Here is a 14513-nt window from a genome sequence, read left to right as displayed (position 1 = left end):
GTGTGGACTCGCCTAATTAATTAATTAATGTGGGAAACGAAGTGAACAAAAAACGAAAGCATTGCATCGAGGCACGCAGCCTGCTGTGCGCCGCATCGTTATTGGTGGCGGCAGGGGCGCAGGCGGATACCGTCGTGGTGGTGGGCACCAAGAGCCCGGCGAGCAATATGAGCAAGGAACAGGTGGCCGATGTTTTCATGGGGCGCGCCACCAATTTCACGCCGCTGGATCTGCCCGAATCCAGCCCGGTCCGCGACGAGTTTTATTCAAAGGTCACCGGTAAATCAGCCGCGCAGGCCAAATCCTATTGGGCCAAGTTGTCTTTCACCGGCAAGGGCACGCCTCCCAAGGAAGTGCCGAACAGCGCCGAGGTCAAGAAGGAAGTCGCCGAGAATCCCTCTCTGATGGGCTATATCGAGAAATCCGCGGTAGATGGCTCCGTGAAGGTGCTATTCACCGCACCTTAAGCCAAGTCAGCGCAAGATGAAGACGAGCGATATGAAAGAGTTTATTGGAGAAATCATGAATTTAAGAAAAACGATGCAGGCGCTGGCGATGGCGGGATGGATGGCGTTCGCCGCCAGCAGCCACGCTGCTGCCACGATGGAATTGGGTGGCGTTCAACTGACCGGTTCGGGCTTCCTGACGCTGGGCGTGGGCTCCATGCTGGGCGGTACGCACCATAACGTCAACGACTACAACTGCCCGTGCTTCGCTGCTGACTATGCCCAGGCCGGCGTATACGACAACAGCGATTTCCAGTGGAAGCCCGATACCAAGCTGGGCGTTCAAGGTACTGCCCTGTTCCCCAACAAGCGTTTCTCCATCACGGCCCAGGCCGTGTCGCGCGGCGCTCGCGACGGCAACGTGAATCTCGAGTGGCTCTACGCCAGCTATAAACTCAACGACCAGTGGACGCTGCAAGGCGGCCGCAAGCGTCTCCCGATGTTCTACTACTCCGATACCCAGGATATCGGTGTCGCGCTGCCCTGGACGCACCTGCCGCCGCAGCTCTACGGTTGGGAAGCCGTCAACTACAACGGCGTCAACCTGTCATACCAAGGGCAATGGGGCGATTGGGCTGCCTCGGCCGACCTGTTGACCGGTTTCGAGAACAAGCACAACACCGGCTACTGGAAGATCTATAACGGTCGCAAGAATCGCACCGATATCATCTGGGACGATATCCTCGGGGCCGACCTGACGCTCTCCAAGGATTGGCTGGAAACGCGCTTCGTCTATATCCAATCGCGTAATAAGAGCAAGATCGTGACCGGGGTTTGGGACCAGGCGACACAAAGTTACGATTCTTCTGCCGAGACCGGTTTCAGTGAGTCTGCCAAGCAGAAAATTTACGGCGTGACGGTCAATATCGATTATGACCATTGGTTAATGCGTAACGAGGCCATCATGATCGAGCACCCCAGCCTGCAGTATCGTGATACTGCTTATATCGCTGGTGTTGGTTACCGTTATGGGAAATGGACGCCGATGGTCACATGGTCGCGTTACCACAGCATCGCAACCAATGGTGCATCGCCTACGACCCAGGAAGGTCACCGCGATATTGCCTTGACCTTACGTTACGATTTGTCGACATCCAGCGATATCAAGGTGCAAATGGATTTCCAGCGTGAACTGGGCGGCGCTGATTTTCATCCCAACTACAATCTTGACGGGACAGGTAACGCATCACCCTATGGTAATGCAAGGCTGCTGACGGTTACCTACGATATGGTGTTCTAAATTCTGCTGTAGCGCCTGGGCTGTGACGGCAAGAGGAATGCCATCATGGCCCAAGCAATCTGTTGAAACGCTCGGCATCATGTTTGCTATAGCGCCCCCAGAAGTTCAATTCCCATCCTTTAACAGTTAGTTACCTCTTGAATGCAATCGGCGTTGCTATGATCAAGTTTCAACGATCGCAGCAATGAATTGCTTCAGGAGGCGTCATGACCCATCCGCTAGAAGTGGCTCAACGGTATCTCCAAGCCTGGAATACACGTGATGCTGCAGCGATTACTGCATTGTTCGCCAAGGAGGGTTTCTATCGCGACCCCAACGGCGATTTCCCAGTCGCTACCCTCGCGGCCTATGCCCTGCAGTTGTGGCAAAGCTTCCCAGATCTGACCTTTGAAGCGCAGGGAGAGTCCATGGTAGGCGAGGCATCTATCGCCATTCCGTGGTTGATGAAAGGGACGAATACCGGGACTTTTAACCAATTGCCGCCCACTCATCGCAGCATTGCCCTGCAGGGGATCGATGTGATCCACATCGAGAACGGCAAGATCAAATCCGTGCAGGGCTATTTCGACCGCCAAGCCATTCCAGCCCAATTAGGCTTGCAGGTGCTGGTACAGCCGCATCAACTCGGGCCTTTCTCGTTCGGCTATTCCACTTTTGCGACGACGAAGAAACGAACGCGACCGGGTGCGTTCAGTATTACGACTATCTGGAATCGTCCGGACGAACTCGATGAAATCAAGCAGATGGCGCGTGAGACCGGAAACGATTTGCTTGCCATGGAAGGTTTTATCGGTCTTGCCATCGCGCGGAATGGCGACCGGGGCATGACCATCACTGCGTGGGAAACGCCGGAAGATGCCGCTCGCATTTATCATAGCCCGGCTCACGGCCGGGCCATGAAGCGGTTTCAGGAAGGTTTGTCGTACGCGGCTTTTACCAGTACCTGGGTACCGTTGCGTATTCAGGAGATGCGGGTACGGTGCGGGCAATGTCAGGCATTGAGCCGATACGAACATACCGCTGGCATGTGTGCCTGCGGTGCAACACTCCCGGAACCGCCGCCTTACTTTTGAAGACGGACGGGTTGCCGACGGCCGCGCCGCAGGAAGCGCTCCTGCCAGAGTACGTGTAATTCTTTTTCTAGCGGAATGTCCTGATTTGCTGCTGGCGGAAAGACGCGCAAGGGGTCTTTTCGCCGCTCAAGAAGTGGCGCGTGTTGCATGAGAGTTCTCCTATACCGATGCTGCATGTATTGGAGAATGTTTCACTGTAGAGCGTCTGTGGCGCAGCACACAGATTGATGCGGTAGAGGTTCGGGAAGGTATCCATCACCTGTTCATCTCATAAGTGCGCTTTTACCCAGCGCATCATGTCTTGCGTCCCCATCGCCCCGGCTTGCCGGGCAATTTCGCGGCCATCCTTGAACAAGGCCAGGGTAGGAATGCTGCGAATGGCATATTGCGCCCCCAGTCGTTGCTCGGCCTCGGTATCCACTTTAACCAGCCGTACCTGCGGCTCCAGTAGACGCGCCGCTTCCTCGAATGCAGGCGCCATCATGCGACACGGCCCGCACCAAGGCGCCCAGAAGTCGACCAGTACGGGAATATCGTTGCGTTCGATGTGCTTGGAGAAAGTGCTCGTCGTCAGCGATATCGGGTGCCCCGTGAAGATCGGCTGATGGCATTGGCCGCAGTTGGGATGCTGGTCGAGACGCTCGGGCGGCATGCGGTTGATGGCGTGACAGTGAGGGCAGACGAGGTGCGAAGAAGTGCTCATGCCAGGATTCCTGTAAGTCAATGTGATGCCTAGATGAGGCTGGGGAGGGTTGTTTCAAGTCGAAAAAATAAACGCCCGACGCGCGGGCGTTTCAGGAGGACTCCGGGCATGGCATTCCCGAAGGGTGGGGCAAAGGTTATTTGGCGCTGGTTACTGTTTCTTCAACACCAGGCTGTTCTTGACCGATTTAACGCCTTCGACGCCGGAGGCGATTTTTTCGGCCTGCTTGATCTGCTCTTCGGTATCGACGAAACCGCTCAGCTGCACCACGCCGCCGAAGGTTTTCACGCCGACCTTCATGCCTTTCATGCCTTCATCCTTGATAAGGGCGGCCTTGACCTTGGAGGTGATCCACGAGTCGCTCATGACGCGCTTGGTTTCTTTCTTCTCGTGGGCTGTGCGGTAGTTTGTGTATTCCTCTTCCGAGAGCTTGCCGTCGTGGTTGGTGTCGGCGGCCTTGAAGTGTTTGGAAAACAGCTCTTCCTTGCTTGCCTCATCGCGGGTCAAGGTGCCGTCGCTGTCGGTATCCAGGGATTTAAACGCTTTGCTGTAGCCGGTAGCGTCTACGTCGTTGGCAGTGCCGAAGGCGTGCGCCTCGATACTGGCGACGCCGATGGCCAATGCTGCGAGCATCAATACGGGGGATGCGATTTTGCTGTTGTTCATGCTTAACCTCCTATTGAGAAATATGACGAAAGGTATGGAACGAGGAAACCTCGAAAAGGCGGCCTTGTCGGCCGGTTGACATATGTTTAGATGGGCGAGGTGCGCAAAAGTTTTAACGCGTGTCCAATCTGCGCGGTTTCCAGCCCATTTCCGGACGATTGGGCAGGTCCTCCAGCAAGCGATGCAACTGCCGATCCATCTCCGCCAAAATCTGCGGGAACATGAGCCAGGATTGGTAGTGATACAGCAGCAGCGTACAGGCGACCGGCTCGTTGAGGCCGCTGCGATGGACGTCGAAATCCTGCCATCGAATCAGCGGCATATCGGATTCCGGCATGAAGTATGCCGTCCATTGCTGGCCTTCCAGTTGCAGCGTGACTTGCAGCTTGCCCATCGAGAGATGTATTGGCTCGCCCAGGCGCATCAGGGAGAGGCGCACATGGTTGTAGAACGCCGGATCAAGCGAATACGGCATGGTCTTGATAGCAGGACGCGATGCGGAACCCATTTATTTATTCTGCCGCCGGTTGGTTGAACACGCGGCTGGCGAGGATATCCTCCGCCTCGATGGTAATGAGGTCGGCGCGCGTGAGCGATTTACCGCTGCTGGCGAAAAGCCGACTGGCTTGGCGTAATCTCGCCCGGTCGAGCGCATTGCGGATGGAGCGTGCATTGGAAAAGTTGGGCATCTGCATGCGTTTTACGATGTATTCGGCAAACACGTTTTCGGCCTCCTGGCTGAAGCGGTAATTGAGGTTGGCTAGCATGAGCTTGGCAATCAACAGCAACTCGTCCGCGGTGTAATCGGGGAAGTCGATGTGGTGCGCGATGCGGGAGGACATACCCGGGTTGCTCTGGAAGAACTTGTCCATGCGGTCTTTGTAGCCCGCCAGGATCACCACCAGGTCGTCGCGCTGGTTTTCCATCACCTGCAGCAAAATCTCGATCGATTCCGCCCCGTAGTCGCGCTCGTTCTCGGGCTTGTAGAGGTAATACGCCTCGTCGATGAACAGCACGCCGCCCATGGCTTTCTTAAGTACTTCGCGCGTCTTGGGCGCGGTATGGCCGATGTATTGGCCGACCAGGTCGTCGCGCGTCACCGCCACGATGTGACCCTGCCGCACGTAGCCCAACCGATGCAGGATCTCGGCCATGCGCATGGCGACTGTGGTCTTGCCGGTGCCGGGATTGCCCGTAAAGCTCATGTGCAGGGACGGCGATTGCGCGCTCAACTGCACCTGTTCGCGCAGCTTGTCGACCAGCAGCAGCGCGGCAATCTCGCGGATGCGGCTCTTGACGGGCTTCAGCCCGATCAACTCGCGGTCGAGCTGGTCCAGCACGTCCTGGATATGCGAATCCTCGTAGACTTTTTTCAGGTCTACCGGCGTGTCGTCGGGCATTGCGCTGCCGGGCATCTGATTCTGTTGTTCTTCCATGACGGTATTCATGACTAGCGCATGAGAATAAAAACGCCATGCCCGGCATTGAAGGGGGTAGAGGCGCCGGGCACGGCACTAAAGACTGTTAACCATCAACCGTAGCGGCTGCCCTCCGGTTTTTCGGTGGCATACGAACGGAGGGTGTAATGGATGCTGCGCCCGTTGTGCTCCTGGCGCATGAGGCCGAATCCGGGCTCGTCCTTGGGCCGATTCACGATAAAGGACATGCGCGGCGTTTCCCATCCACGCGAGCTGTCGAACGCCGTGACGCGGATATAGTGGTTGGGATACGTTTTGCGGCAATCATTGACCTCCATCATGATCCCCGCTGGATCCTTGAGGTCGAACATCGGCATGCCCCACATTTCCCAATAGGTGTTGCGCGGATGCGGGTCGTCCGTGTATTCGACATTAACTGCCCAGTTGTTCTGGAGCGCATATTTGATCTGGCTGGTGATCTGCTCGTCGGTGAGATCGGGCAGGAAGGAAAACTGGCCTTGGGTGATTTTCATGCTTAATCTCCTTAAAAGTTGCGTCAAAATTGCTGCGAAAAGCGTCTGCTACGTTGCTGCGGTACTCGAAATCCTCATGTACTACAGTACATTCCGGTTTCTGCGTTCCTTGCGCCTTGCATCCATCTTTTCTCGCGAATTTTGGATAACTCCTAAATCGAAGCCGTCGCCGTGGGCACGAAGTCTGCCGTGTCGGTCGACGAATAGTTGAATGTGATGTCTTTCCATGTGTCCAGTGCCGCTTGCAACGGTTTGCACCACTTGGCCGCGTTTTCCAGGATCTGCGGGCCTTCGTTCCAGATATCCTTGCCTTCGTTGCGCGCCAGGATCATGGCTTCGAGCGCGACCCGGTTGGCCGTGGCGCCGGCCTGGATGCCCATCGGATGCCCAATAGTCCCGCCGCCGAATTGCAGTACCACGTCTTCACCCAGGTAGTGCAGCAACTGGTGCATCTGACCGGCATGGATGCCGCCCGAGGCGACCGGCATGACGCGGTTGAGCGAGGCCCAATCCTGCTCGAAGAACAGGCCGTTTTCGAGGCTGACGGGGGTATGTGCTTCACGCAGGGTGTCGTAGAAGCCCTTGATCATGAGCGGATCGCCTTCCAGCTTGCCCACGACGGTGCCGGCATGGATGTGGTCTACGCCTGCCATGCGCATCCATTTGCAGATCACGCGGAAGTTCATGCCGTGGTTCTTCTGGCGCGAATAGGTGGAGTTTCCGGCGCGATGCAGGTGCAGGATCATGTCGTTCTTGCGCGCCCACTTGGCCATGGACTGGATGGCGGTGTAGCCGATCACCAGGTCGATCATGACGATGACTGAGCCCAGCGATTTTGCAAACTCTGCCCGCTCGTACATTTCTTCCATGGTGCCTGCGGTGACGTTGAGGTAATGGCCCTTCACCTCGCCAGTAGCCGCCGAAGCCTTGTTGACGGCTTCCATGCAATAGAGAAAACGGTCGCGCCAATGCATGAAAGGCTGGGAATTGATGTTCTCGTCGTCCTTGACGAAATCCAGCCCGCCCTTGAGCGCTTCGTACACCACACGGCCGTAGTTGCGGCCGGAAAGGCCCAGTTTCGGCTTGGTCGTCGCACCCAGCAGCGGTCGGCCGAATTTATCGAGGCGCTCGCGCTCCACCACAATGCCGGTGGCCGGGCCTTGGAAGGTTTTCAGATACGCGACGGGGATGCGCATGTCTTCGAGGCGCAATGCCTTTACCGCCTTGAAGCCGAACACGTTGCCGATAATGGAGGCCGTGAGGTTGGCGATAGAGCCAGGCTCGAACAAATCGAGGTCGTAGGCGATATAGGCAAAATACTGCTGGTCGGTCTTGGTGCCGGGGCCGGTGTTGGGCACTGGGTCGACACGGTAGGCTTTGGCGCGATAGAGTTCGCAAGCGGTGAGGCGGTCGGTCCAGACGACGGTCCAGGTGGCGGTGGAGGATTCGCCTGCGACAGCCGCCGCGGCTTCGATGGCCTCCACGCCTTCCTGCGGGGTGATGCGGAACAGCGCGATGAGATCGGTTTCCTTCGGGCTGTAGTCCGGCTCCCAGTAGCCCATCTTGGCATAGGGGATGACGCCCGATTTATAGCGTTCTTTTCCTTCCTTAATCGTTCCAATGTCTGACATGACTGCCTCCAAGTGCGATCTTTGTTGGGGAAGGAAGAATGGGAGAGGTCACCGCAAGCTTCGCAGTGCATTCGTCCTTCGGAAAATAACGGCGGTCCGCCGTCCGCAGGAACCCTAGTGTGTCAAAGCTGGTCAATAAATAAAAATCAATTATTTCTATGTTTTAGATAGAATTTAATCTATGGATAAAGTCTGTGGGAGAAACAAGTCATGATGCGTCACGCCACGTTTCGTCAGCTTGAGGTGTTTGAAGCTATTGCCCGGCTAGGCAATTTCACGCGGGCTTCTGAAGAATTGCACCTGACGCAGCCGACGGTTTCCATGCAGATGAAAAAACTGTCGGAAGCTGTCGGTCTGCCCTTATTCGAGCAGACCGGGCGCAAGATTCAGCTTACGGATGCCGGTAAGGAATTGGCCGTCACCGCGCGCGAGATTCTGCAATCACTTGAAAACTACGACATGGCAGTGGCGGAAATGCGCGGGCTCAAGAAGGGCAAGCTGCGTCTTACGGTAGCCACAACGGCCAAGTATTTCGCCCCGCGCATGCTAGGCGAGTTCTCTGCCCTGCATCCTGGTATCGAAGTCTCGCTCAAGGTCACCAACCGTCAAAAGGTGTTGGACCGCGTGGCGGAGAACCTGGACGATCTATACATCCTTTGCCAGCCGGTCGGCAGCGATGAAATGGTGGCGCACCCATTCCTGGAAAACCTGCTGGTCGTGCTGGCGCACCCCGATCACCCGCTCGCCAAGGCGCGCAACATTCCTATCGAACGTCTCGCCAGCGAGCCATTCCTGATGAGGGAGGTCGGTTCCGGCACGCGCATGACGGTAGAGCAGGCTTTCGCCTCGCATGGCGTCAAGCTCAACAACATTCGGATGGAACTGGGCAGCAACGAGGCCATCAAGCAGGCAATCCTGGGGGGACTGGGCATCTCCGTACTTTCCAGCCAGACCCTGGGCGAAGGCCCGGGCGAACCCGTGGTACTCGACGTGGTGGGCTTTCCCATCGTGCGCCAATGGCATATTGCCTACCCTGCCGGCAAGCAGTTGTCCGTCGTCGCCAAGGCGTTTCTCGAATACCTGTGGGACAAGTTCATTCCGCCGGCCCAAACAACGCCGCAGTCGCTTCAGGCGGTGCAGGATAAGTAACCTGTACCCCGTGTACCTTGGCGAATCCGGTGAGGCGGTGAGGCTTCCGCTCGCTCTCGGTCATAATGTCCTCCACCCGCACGCCTCGTACCAACAAGGCATCGCCGATCAAAGAGCGATGGCAGCGCCAAGGCACGGCTTCGGCGCACATCAGAGCACAGAGGTCTGACTCGGCGTAAGTCATCACTTGCGCCACATTGTCCGAAAACGCTTGGGTTTGCATGTAATCTGCGTAACCGCGAAACGAGCGGTTGCGCCATCCGGTATTGATCGAGTCGCTATGCGTATGCCGCAATCCGCCCAGCCCTTCCATATGGGTATAGCGGATGCCGACTTGTTGCAAAGTGTCGGGCAGGGTATCGCGATTGAACTGGGGATTGCGCCGCGAGCGCGGCACAGTGCGAACATCGAGCAGATGCGTGACGCCGTTGTGCTGGAGCCACGCGATGAATTCCTCGATCGGATGGGTCGAATGGCCGATGGTCAGGATCAGCAAGGGTTTCTTTTCTACAGTAGGTGAACGATGCGCCATATTTCTTCCCTGGAAACATTGCTGGCGGAAGTGCGAGATTGCCGCGCTTGCGAAGCCCATCTCCCGCTCGGCCCGAGACCTATCTTGCAGGCGACGGAAACGGCTAAGGTACTGGTAGTGGGACAGGCGCCGGGGCGGCGCGTTCACGAAAGCGGCGTCCCGTGGGACGACCCCAGTGGGGAACGGCTGCGGCAGTGGATGGGCGTGGACAAAGCGGTCTTCTATGATTTCAATCGAATCGCCATCATTCCCATGGGTTATTGCTATCCCGGCCGAGGGAAGGGCGGAGATAATCCGCCTCGTCGCGAGTGCGCAGAGCTTTGGCTGGATAAGTTATTGGGGCAATTGCCGGATATACAGACGACCTTGCTGATCGGGCAATACGCCCAACGACATTTTCTGGGCAGCCGGCGTAAGAGCACGCTGGTTGAAACAGTTCGGGCCTGGAGCGACTATGCGCCCGCGTTTTTCCCTTTGCCCCATCCATCGCCGCGCAATACGGCATGGTTCCAGCGCAACCCTTGGCTGGAAGACGCATTGTTGCCTGCACTGCGCGAAAGGATTCAGGGAGTACTTGCATCCTAGAATATTTTTGCTATTATGTACGGAACCGTACTATCAATTTCCATACTATATGCTGCTGCTTAAAGAATTGCCGACTTCGAAAAGCCTCGAGAAATTTGTCTTGAGGTATCCGGACGCCGATATCAAAGCGATCTCGGATTTCGTCAATTTGTTGCGGGCTTTCTCTGACGTTTCCGACGCGCTCGACAAGCTCTTGGCGCGCCATGGGTTGTTGCAAGGCCGCTGGTGGGTGCTGGTGCTGCTGATGCGTCAGGACGATCTCACCTCATCGCCTTCCGATCTTGCCGCCAAAGCAGGCGTCACCAAGGCTACGATGACTGGTTTTATCGACGGGCTGGAGCGCGAAGGGCTAGTGCAGCGGCTGATGGATAACAACGACCGTCGCAAATTCATGATCCGCATGACGCCGTTGGGCCAGCAGAAGCTGGACGAAGTGATGCCGGATTACTACTCGCGAGTGAAAGCGCTGATGTCGGTTCTGGGCGATGCCCAGCGCGACGCGTTGGTCGAGAACGCCAAAACGCTGGCGGCGAATCTCGACACCATGAAATAACCCGGAATTCAGTCACCCAAAAATTTTTTAATCATTTAGTACGGAACCGAACAAGATGTCCGCCGCGCTTAATCAGCAACCTTCCAGCTGTAACCCGTTGTCAGCCCTCGTCTGTGGAGCGGCATTGGCGCTGGCCGGCTGTATGAGCGTGCCCGATATCCATCCCAAGGCTCAAAGCCGCGAACCCAACAAGCTGGAAGCAGGTAAGGCTATTTCATCCGCCCAAACCATCGAATGGCCACACGAAGACTGGTGGACCGCCTACCGCGATCCGCAGCTCGACGCCTTGATGACAACAGCACTGAAGGACAGTCCGACCTTGCACATGGCCGAGGCTCGCGTTGAGTTGGCCAAGTCGTATGCTGCCGCCATGCATGCCGAGACGTTGCCTAATATCAGCGGAGACGCCAGCATTTCACGCGAGCGGTTTACCGCGTTGCAATTCATTCCGCCCCCATGGGCGGGGAACGTGGATTGGAACAACAGGACGGCTATTTCCATGGCCTACGATCTGGATTTGTGGGGGCGTCAGGAGCATGTCTGGAAAGGCTCGGTGAACGAAACCCAGGCGACGGCGGCTGAAGCGCAGCAGGTCAAGCTGGAGATCGTCACCGCCATCGTCCGGAGCTATGTGCGGCTATCGATGGAATACGCATTGCGAGATATTGCCGAGGAGCGTCTGGCAGAAGTCGAAAAACGTGTATCGATTGCCAAACGGGGTTTAAAAGCCGGGTTGGGCACCGGCATGCAGGTGAGCGAGGCGGAGACGGCTGTGCCGATGGCACGTGCCCATATCGAGAGCATCGATGCCCATATTGCGCTCACAAAAAATCAATTGGCTGCCTTGGCTGGGCAGGGGCCGGGCGCGGGTGAAAAACTGCTGCGACCGAGTATTAAGCTGGAGGCTGCCATCGGCCTGCCGGATACCTTGCCTGCGAACCTGGTGGGTCGCCGTCCCGACATCCTCGCCCATCGCTGGCACGTGGAGGCCGCCGGGGAGAACATCGAAAGCGCCAAGGCCGCGTTTTACCCCAACATCAACCTGCTCGCGTTCATCGGCTTCCAGGCGTTGGGCTTCGGCCAGTTGATCAGCAATGCCGCTGCCATCGGCGGTGTGGGGCCGGCCATTTCGCTCCCGCTCTTCGACGGTGGGCGCCGCAAGAGCCAGCTCACGGGTAGAACTGCTGCATACGATATGGCCGTGGAGCAATACAACGCGGTAGTGGTACAGGCGCTGCAAGACGTATCCGACCAGTTGGTGATTCTGCAATCCAACGAAAAGCAGCGAGCGGAAGTCCGCCAATCGGTGGCGCTAGCGGAAAAGGCACATCATCTGGCCGAGCAAAGCTATCGCGCCGGCCTGGATAACTTCCAGCATGTGCTAGATACCGAATCGACCGTGCTGCGGCAGCAGGAAGTCATGGTTCAACTCGAGGCCGAACGTCAGGAAGCACATGCTGGCTTAATGCGGGCTTTGGGCGGTGGTGTCACCGATCATCTGGCACAGGTGGAAGCGAAACAGGAAGCCAAGCGATGATATCCGCGCTAGACCTGATCTTGCCTAAAAGCCGCTTGAAACGCGCATTGGTGCCGTGGCAATCGTTGTTGCGCGATTGGTGGCGTGAAGATGCGCAAGTATTGATCTATATCGCAAAAGTCGTGGGCGCGTGTTTACTTGCCTTGTGGATTTCGCTGAAGTTCGAGCTGGAGCAGCCTAGAACCGCGATGCTGACGGTTGCCATCGTCATGCAGTCGCGCACCGGCATGGTGTTCGCCAAGAGCTTTTATCGCCTGATCGGCACCATCGTCGGCATTACCGCTTCATTTGTGCTGGTGGCCTTATTTGCTCAGGAAAGGGTATTGTTCCTGAGCGCCATGGCAATCTGGATCGGCTTCTGCACGGCGGGTTCGATGGTGTTTCGCAATCATCAATCCTATGGGTTTGTGCTGGCGGGATACACCATTTGCATCGTAGGTCTGCCGGCGACCATTACGCCGGAGCTGACCTTCGATATCGGCATGACGCGGATATCCGAAATTATGGTGGGCCTGGTGGCCGCCACGATCGTGAGCGACTTGATATTTCCGCAGCGCATGTGGAATATGCTGCTGGCGACGGTACGGCGTCGGTTCAAGGATTTCTCGGACTTGCTGGCTTCCATGCCGGATAGCATGAGTCGACAGGATCATGGCGCAGGTGCGGCAGCGCTTCGTTTCGCAGGGGATGTGTTCGACGTGGAGAATTTCCGTGCCTCGACAGCGCTGGAAAACGACGCCTCACGTGCTCACCGTCAACGCCTCAGCTTGCTGAACGCAGAGTTCATGGCTGTGTCGACCAGCTTTCATGCGCTAGAACAATTGCTGAGACGACAGCAGCGCAGCAGTCATCCCGCCGTAGTGCATGCAATAGCGCTGGCCTACAAGCCCCTTGCCGCAGCCTTGCAATACGATGGTCGGAGTGTGAGAACGGAAGTCGAGGCAGGTGCCGTGCTGCAAGGGGTGCGCAACGCCAAGGCCTCGCTGCCTCAACGCTTGGCAGCACTGCGCCTGGAATTGCAGGAAGCGCTGAGCGAGGATGAGCGGCTCGATTTCGAAACGGGTGCCGAGTTGCTCCAGCGTTTTGCCGATGAACTGGTTGCTTATGCCGGCACTTACGCCGCGTTGACCCAGCAGGGGCATGCGTTGGATATCAAGGAAGCCGAAGAGCCGCCGCCCAGCTTGGGATTGCATATCGATTCGTGGGCCGTATCGTTGGCAGGGCTGCGCGGGGCCCTCGCGCTGGGCGCAATGACGTGCCTTTGGATTTTTGCCGATTGGCGCTCAGGGATCGAGGCAATTACCTTGGGCGTCATCACCAGCACCTTGTTTGCGACGTCGCCGAGCCCGGAGCGCACCATCCGCCAGTTCAGCCTGGGCGCACTGATCGGTACGGTCTTGCTGTATATCGCCAATTTCAAGCTGCTGCCTTATGCGCAGGGTTTTACCATGCTGAGCCTGGCGTTGATTCCAGGGCTGGCTATCGCTGCATGGCTGACGACGCGTCCGGCGACCGCGCTGGTGGGCGCTGGCACGTTCATTATCTTCCTGCTGCATATCGGCTTCAACAGTGCCTATAGCGCTAGTCCGGTGGCGTTCCTCAACGATGCCATTGCCGACTTTATCGCCATCGGCCTGGCTGCATCAATGTATGCGCTGATCGACTTGAGCAACGGTCGCTGGTCTCATCAACGCTTGGCCGCCGCCTTGCGCAAGCAGGTGGTGTCGGCTTGCCGCGATGCCTTGCCGCAACACCGTGTGCGTTTCGAAAGCCGGGCGCGTGCCTTAATGCAACGAGCCAAGGGCGGACGCCGCATTGCCGATGCGCAGGACAAGGAACTGGTCGATTGGCTGCTTTCCACCCTGGAAACCGGCTGCGCAGTGATCGAACTGCGGGAAGAAATGCAGTCGATGAAGGACGAGGAGGCGTTGGATGCATTGGAGCGGAGCCTCGACCGGATTGCAGGCTTATACGCCAAGCCGGATAGCGCATCTCGCGTTGCCGCGCTTATTTCAATCAAGGAAACCAGCGCCTTGTTGAATACCATCGACATGATGTTCCGCATTGCCCCGACGCAGCGCCGCACGATACTGACGATCCTGCATGCCTTGCGCAGCGCCCTGCTGGACGACGATAGCGTGTTGGCACGCAAGGCACCGTTGCCGGAGGTGGTCCATGCCGCGTGAAATCGCGTTTTTCGACGCGCTGATTCCGACGATTTTGCTGGCGCTGATCGGCGCCGCAGTGGTGTCGTGGACGCTGGACTGGGTGTTTGCGCGCTACCGACTGTATCGCCTGATCTGGTATCCGGCGCTGTTCAGGCTCTCCCTGTTCGCTTGCTTGTTTGCGGCGTTGGGCTTGGCGATTTATTGATGTCGAACGATTGA

At 57.3% G+C, this 14513-nt stretch carries 16 protein-coding genes; 9 read left to right on the top strand and 7 right to left on the bottom strand.

Translation table 11 applies throughout. From position 1 onward, the window contains the following. Positions 1-41: 41 nt before the first annotated feature. The 3 genes from NMK_RS04340 (at position 42) to NMK_RS04330 (ending at position 2819) form a co-directional block, all read left to right on the top strand. Positions 42-467 carry a type 2 periplasmic-binding domain-containing protein gene (locus NMK_RS04340; RefSeq protein WP_227871359.1) on the top strand — a complete coding sequence of 142 codons (426 nt, stop codon included), beginning with the start codon at positions 42-44 and terminating at the stop codon, positions 465-467. A gap of 55 nt (positions 468-522) precedes the next feature. After that, the gene (locus tag NMK_RS04335) at positions 523-1746 is read left to right on the top strand and encodes a hypothetical protein (RefSeq protein WP_146187127.1); all 1224 of its coding nucleotides are present in this window, start codon (positions 523-525) and stop codon (positions 1744-1746) included. A 206-nt stretch (positions 1747-1952) separates the two neighbouring features. Beyond that, positions 1953-2819, top strand: a complete 867-nt coding sequence (locus NMK_RS04330) for an ester cyclase (RefSeq protein ID WP_109014542.1) — start codon at positions 1953-1955, stop codon at positions 2817-2819. 268 nt (positions 2820-3087) lie between these two features. Here NMK_RS04330 and trxC read toward each other — a convergent pair whose 3' ends face one another. The 6 genes from trxC to NMK_RS04300 form a co-directional block, all read right to left on the bottom strand. Next, positions 3088-3522 (bottom strand): thioredoxin TrxC, encoded by a 435-nt coding sequence (trxC, locus tag NMK_RS04325; protein WP_109014541.1) that lies wholly within the window; start codon positions 3520-3522, stop codon positions 3088-3090. Between the two features lie 150 nt (positions 3523-3672). Beyond that, positions 3673-4188: a BON domain-containing protein gene (locus tag NMK_RS04320; RefSeq protein ID WP_227871358.1), complete on the bottom strand. Its 516-nt coding sequence runs from the start codon at positions 4186-4188 to the stop codon at positions 3673-3675. A gap of 112 nt (positions 4189-4300) precedes the next feature. Then, complete coding sequence (locus NMK_RS04315) at positions 4301-4696, bottom strand: hypothetical protein (protein ID WP_109014540.1); 396 nt, start codon at positions 4694-4696, stop codon at positions 4301-4303. 4 nt (positions 4697-4700) lie between these two features. Further along, positions 4701-5588, bottom strand: a complete 888-nt coding sequence (gene cbbX, locus NMK_RS04310; protein ID WP_370848452.1) for a CbbX protein — start codon at positions 5586-5588, stop codon at positions 4701-4703. Positions 5589-5719: 131 nt separating this feature from the next. Beyond that, positions 5720-6139, bottom strand: a complete 420-nt coding sequence (locus NMK_RS04305; protein ID WP_109014538.1) for a ribulose bisphosphate carboxylase small subunit — start codon at positions 6137-6139, stop codon at positions 5720-5722. 152 nt (positions 6140-6291) lie between these two features. Beyond that, positions 6292-7770 (bottom strand): ribulose-bisphosphate carboxylase large subunit, encoded by a 1479-nt coding sequence (locus tag NMK_RS04300; RefSeq protein ID WP_109014537.1) that lies wholly within the window; start codon positions 7768-7770, stop codon positions 6292-6294. A gap of 210 nt (positions 7771-7980) precedes the next feature. Here NMK_RS04300 and NMK_RS04295 point away from each other — a divergent pair, with 210 nt between their 5' ends. Then, entirely contained in the window at positions 7981-8919 is a 939-nt protein-coding gene (locus tag NMK_RS04295; RefSeq protein WP_306419335.1) for a LysR family transcriptional regulator, read from the top strand. Here the strand turns inward: NMK_RS04295 and NMK_RS04290 are convergent. Continuing rightward, positions 8864-9451 (bottom strand): DUF488 domain-containing protein, encoded by a 588-nt coding sequence (locus NMK_RS04290; RefSeq protein WP_109014536.1) that lies wholly within the window; start codon positions 9449-9451, stop codon positions 8864-8866. The two genes, NMK_RS04295 and NMK_RS04290, sit on opposite strands and share 56 nt — an antisense overlap. Here NMK_RS04290 and NMK_RS04285 point away from each other — a divergent pair. The 5 genes from NMK_RS04285 to NMK_RS04265 are packed head-to-tail and all read left to right on the top strand — an operon-like array spanning position 9443 to position 14499. After that, on the top strand, positions 9443-10036 hold the full coding sequence (locus NMK_RS04285) for a uracil-DNA glycosylase family protein (protein WP_109014535.1): 594 nt from the start codon (positions 9443-9445) through the stop codon (positions 10034-10036). The two genes, NMK_RS04290 and NMK_RS04285, sit on opposite strands and share 9 nt — an antisense overlap. A 49-nt stretch (positions 10037-10085) precedes the next feature. Further along, positions 10086-10589 (top strand): MarR family winged helix-turn-helix transcriptional regulator, encoded by a 504-nt coding sequence (locus NMK_RS04280; protein ID WP_109014534.1) that lies wholly within the window; start codon positions 10086-10088, stop codon positions 10587-10589. A gap of 55 nt (positions 10590-10644) precedes the next feature. Next, entirely contained in the window at positions 10645-12126 is a 1482-nt protein-coding gene (locus NMK_RS04275) for an efflux transporter outer membrane subunit (protein ID WP_109014533.1), read from the top strand. Further along, a complete protein-coding gene (locus NMK_RS04270; RefSeq protein WP_109014532.1) occupies positions 12123-14312 on the top strand; it encodes an FUSC family protein in 2190 nt (729 codons plus the stop codon). Before NMK_RS04275 ends, NMK_RS04270 begins: the two co-directional genes overlap by 4 nt. Beyond that, positions 14302-14499: a DUF1656 domain-containing protein gene (locus NMK_RS04265; protein WP_109014531.1), complete on the top strand. Its 198-nt coding sequence runs from the start codon at positions 14302-14304 to the stop codon at positions 14497-14499. The genes NMK_RS04270 and NMK_RS04265 overlap by 11 nt, the downstream gene beginning before the upstream one ends. Positions 14500-14513: the final 14 nt, after the last annotated feature.

Origin of the sequence: Novimethylophilus kurashikiensis, assembly GCF_003112435.1 — a bacterium.
In the GTDB taxonomy this organism is placed as follows: domain Bacteria; phylum Pseudomonadota; class Gammaproteobacteria; order Burkholderiales; family Methylophilaceae; genus Novimethylophilus; species Novimethylophilus kurashikiensis.
This window is presented reverse-complemented; position numbering and strand designations above follow the sequence as displayed.

Bases quoted from the DNA above. Each gene is read 5' to 3' on its own strand.
- NMK_RS04335 (WP_146187127.1), top strand. From the start codon at position 523: ATGAATTTAAGAAAAACGATGCAGGCGCTGGCGATGGCGGGATGGATG.
- NMK_RS04330 (WP_109014542.1), top strand. From the start codon at position 1,953: ATGACCCATCCGCTAGAAGTGGCTCAACGGTATCTCCAAGCCTGGAAT.
- trxC (WP_109014541.1), bottom strand. From the start codon at position 3,522: ATGAGCACTTCTTCGCACCTCGTCTGCCCTCACTGTCACGCCATCAAC.
- NMK_RS04320 (WP_227871358.1), bottom strand. From the start codon at position 4,188: ATGAACAACAGCAAAATCGCATCCCCCGTATTGATGCTCGCAGCATTG.
- NMK_RS04315 (WP_109014540.1), bottom strand. From the start codon at position 4,696: ATGGGTTCCGCATCGCGTCCTGCTATCAAGACCATGCCGTATTCGCTT.
- cbbX (WP_370848452.1), bottom strand. From the start codon at position 5,588: ATGCCCGACGACACGCCGGTAGACCTGAAAAAAGTCTACGAGGATTCG.
- NMK_RS04305 (WP_109014538.1), bottom strand. From the start codon at position 6,139: ATGAAAATCACCCAAGGCCAGTTTTCCTTCCTGCCCGATCTCACCGAC.
- NMK_RS04300 (WP_109014537.1), bottom strand. From the start codon at position 7,770: ATGTCAGACATTGGAACGATTAAGGAAGGAAAAGAACGCTATAAATCG.
- NMK_RS04295 (WP_306419335.1), top strand. From the start codon at position 7,981: ATGATGCGTCACGCCACGTTTCGTCAGCTTGAGGTGTTTGAAGCTATT.
- NMK_RS04285 (WP_109014535.1), top strand. From the start codon at position 9,443: ATGCGCCATATTTCTTCCCTGGAAACATTGCTGGCGGAAGTGCGAGAT.
- NMK_RS04290 (WP_109014536.1), bottom strand. From the start codon at position 9,451: ATGGCGCATCGTTCACCTACTGTAGAAAAGAAACCCTTGCTGATCCTG.
- NMK_RS04280 (WP_109014534.1), top strand. From the start codon at position 10,086: ATGCTGCTGCTTAAAGAATTGCCGACTTCGAAAAGCCTCGAGAAATTT.
- NMK_RS04275 (WP_109014533.1), top strand. From the start codon at position 10,645: ATGTCCGCCGCGCTTAATCAGCAACCTTCCAGCTGTAACCCGTTGTCA.
- NMK_RS04270 (WP_109014532.1), top strand. From the start codon at position 12,123: ATGATATCCGCGCTAGACCTGATCTTGCCTAAAAGCCGCTTGAAACGC.
- NMK_RS04265 (WP_109014531.1), top strand. From the start codon at position 14,302: ATGCCGCGTGAAATCGCGTTTTTCGACGCGCTGATTCCGACGATTTTG.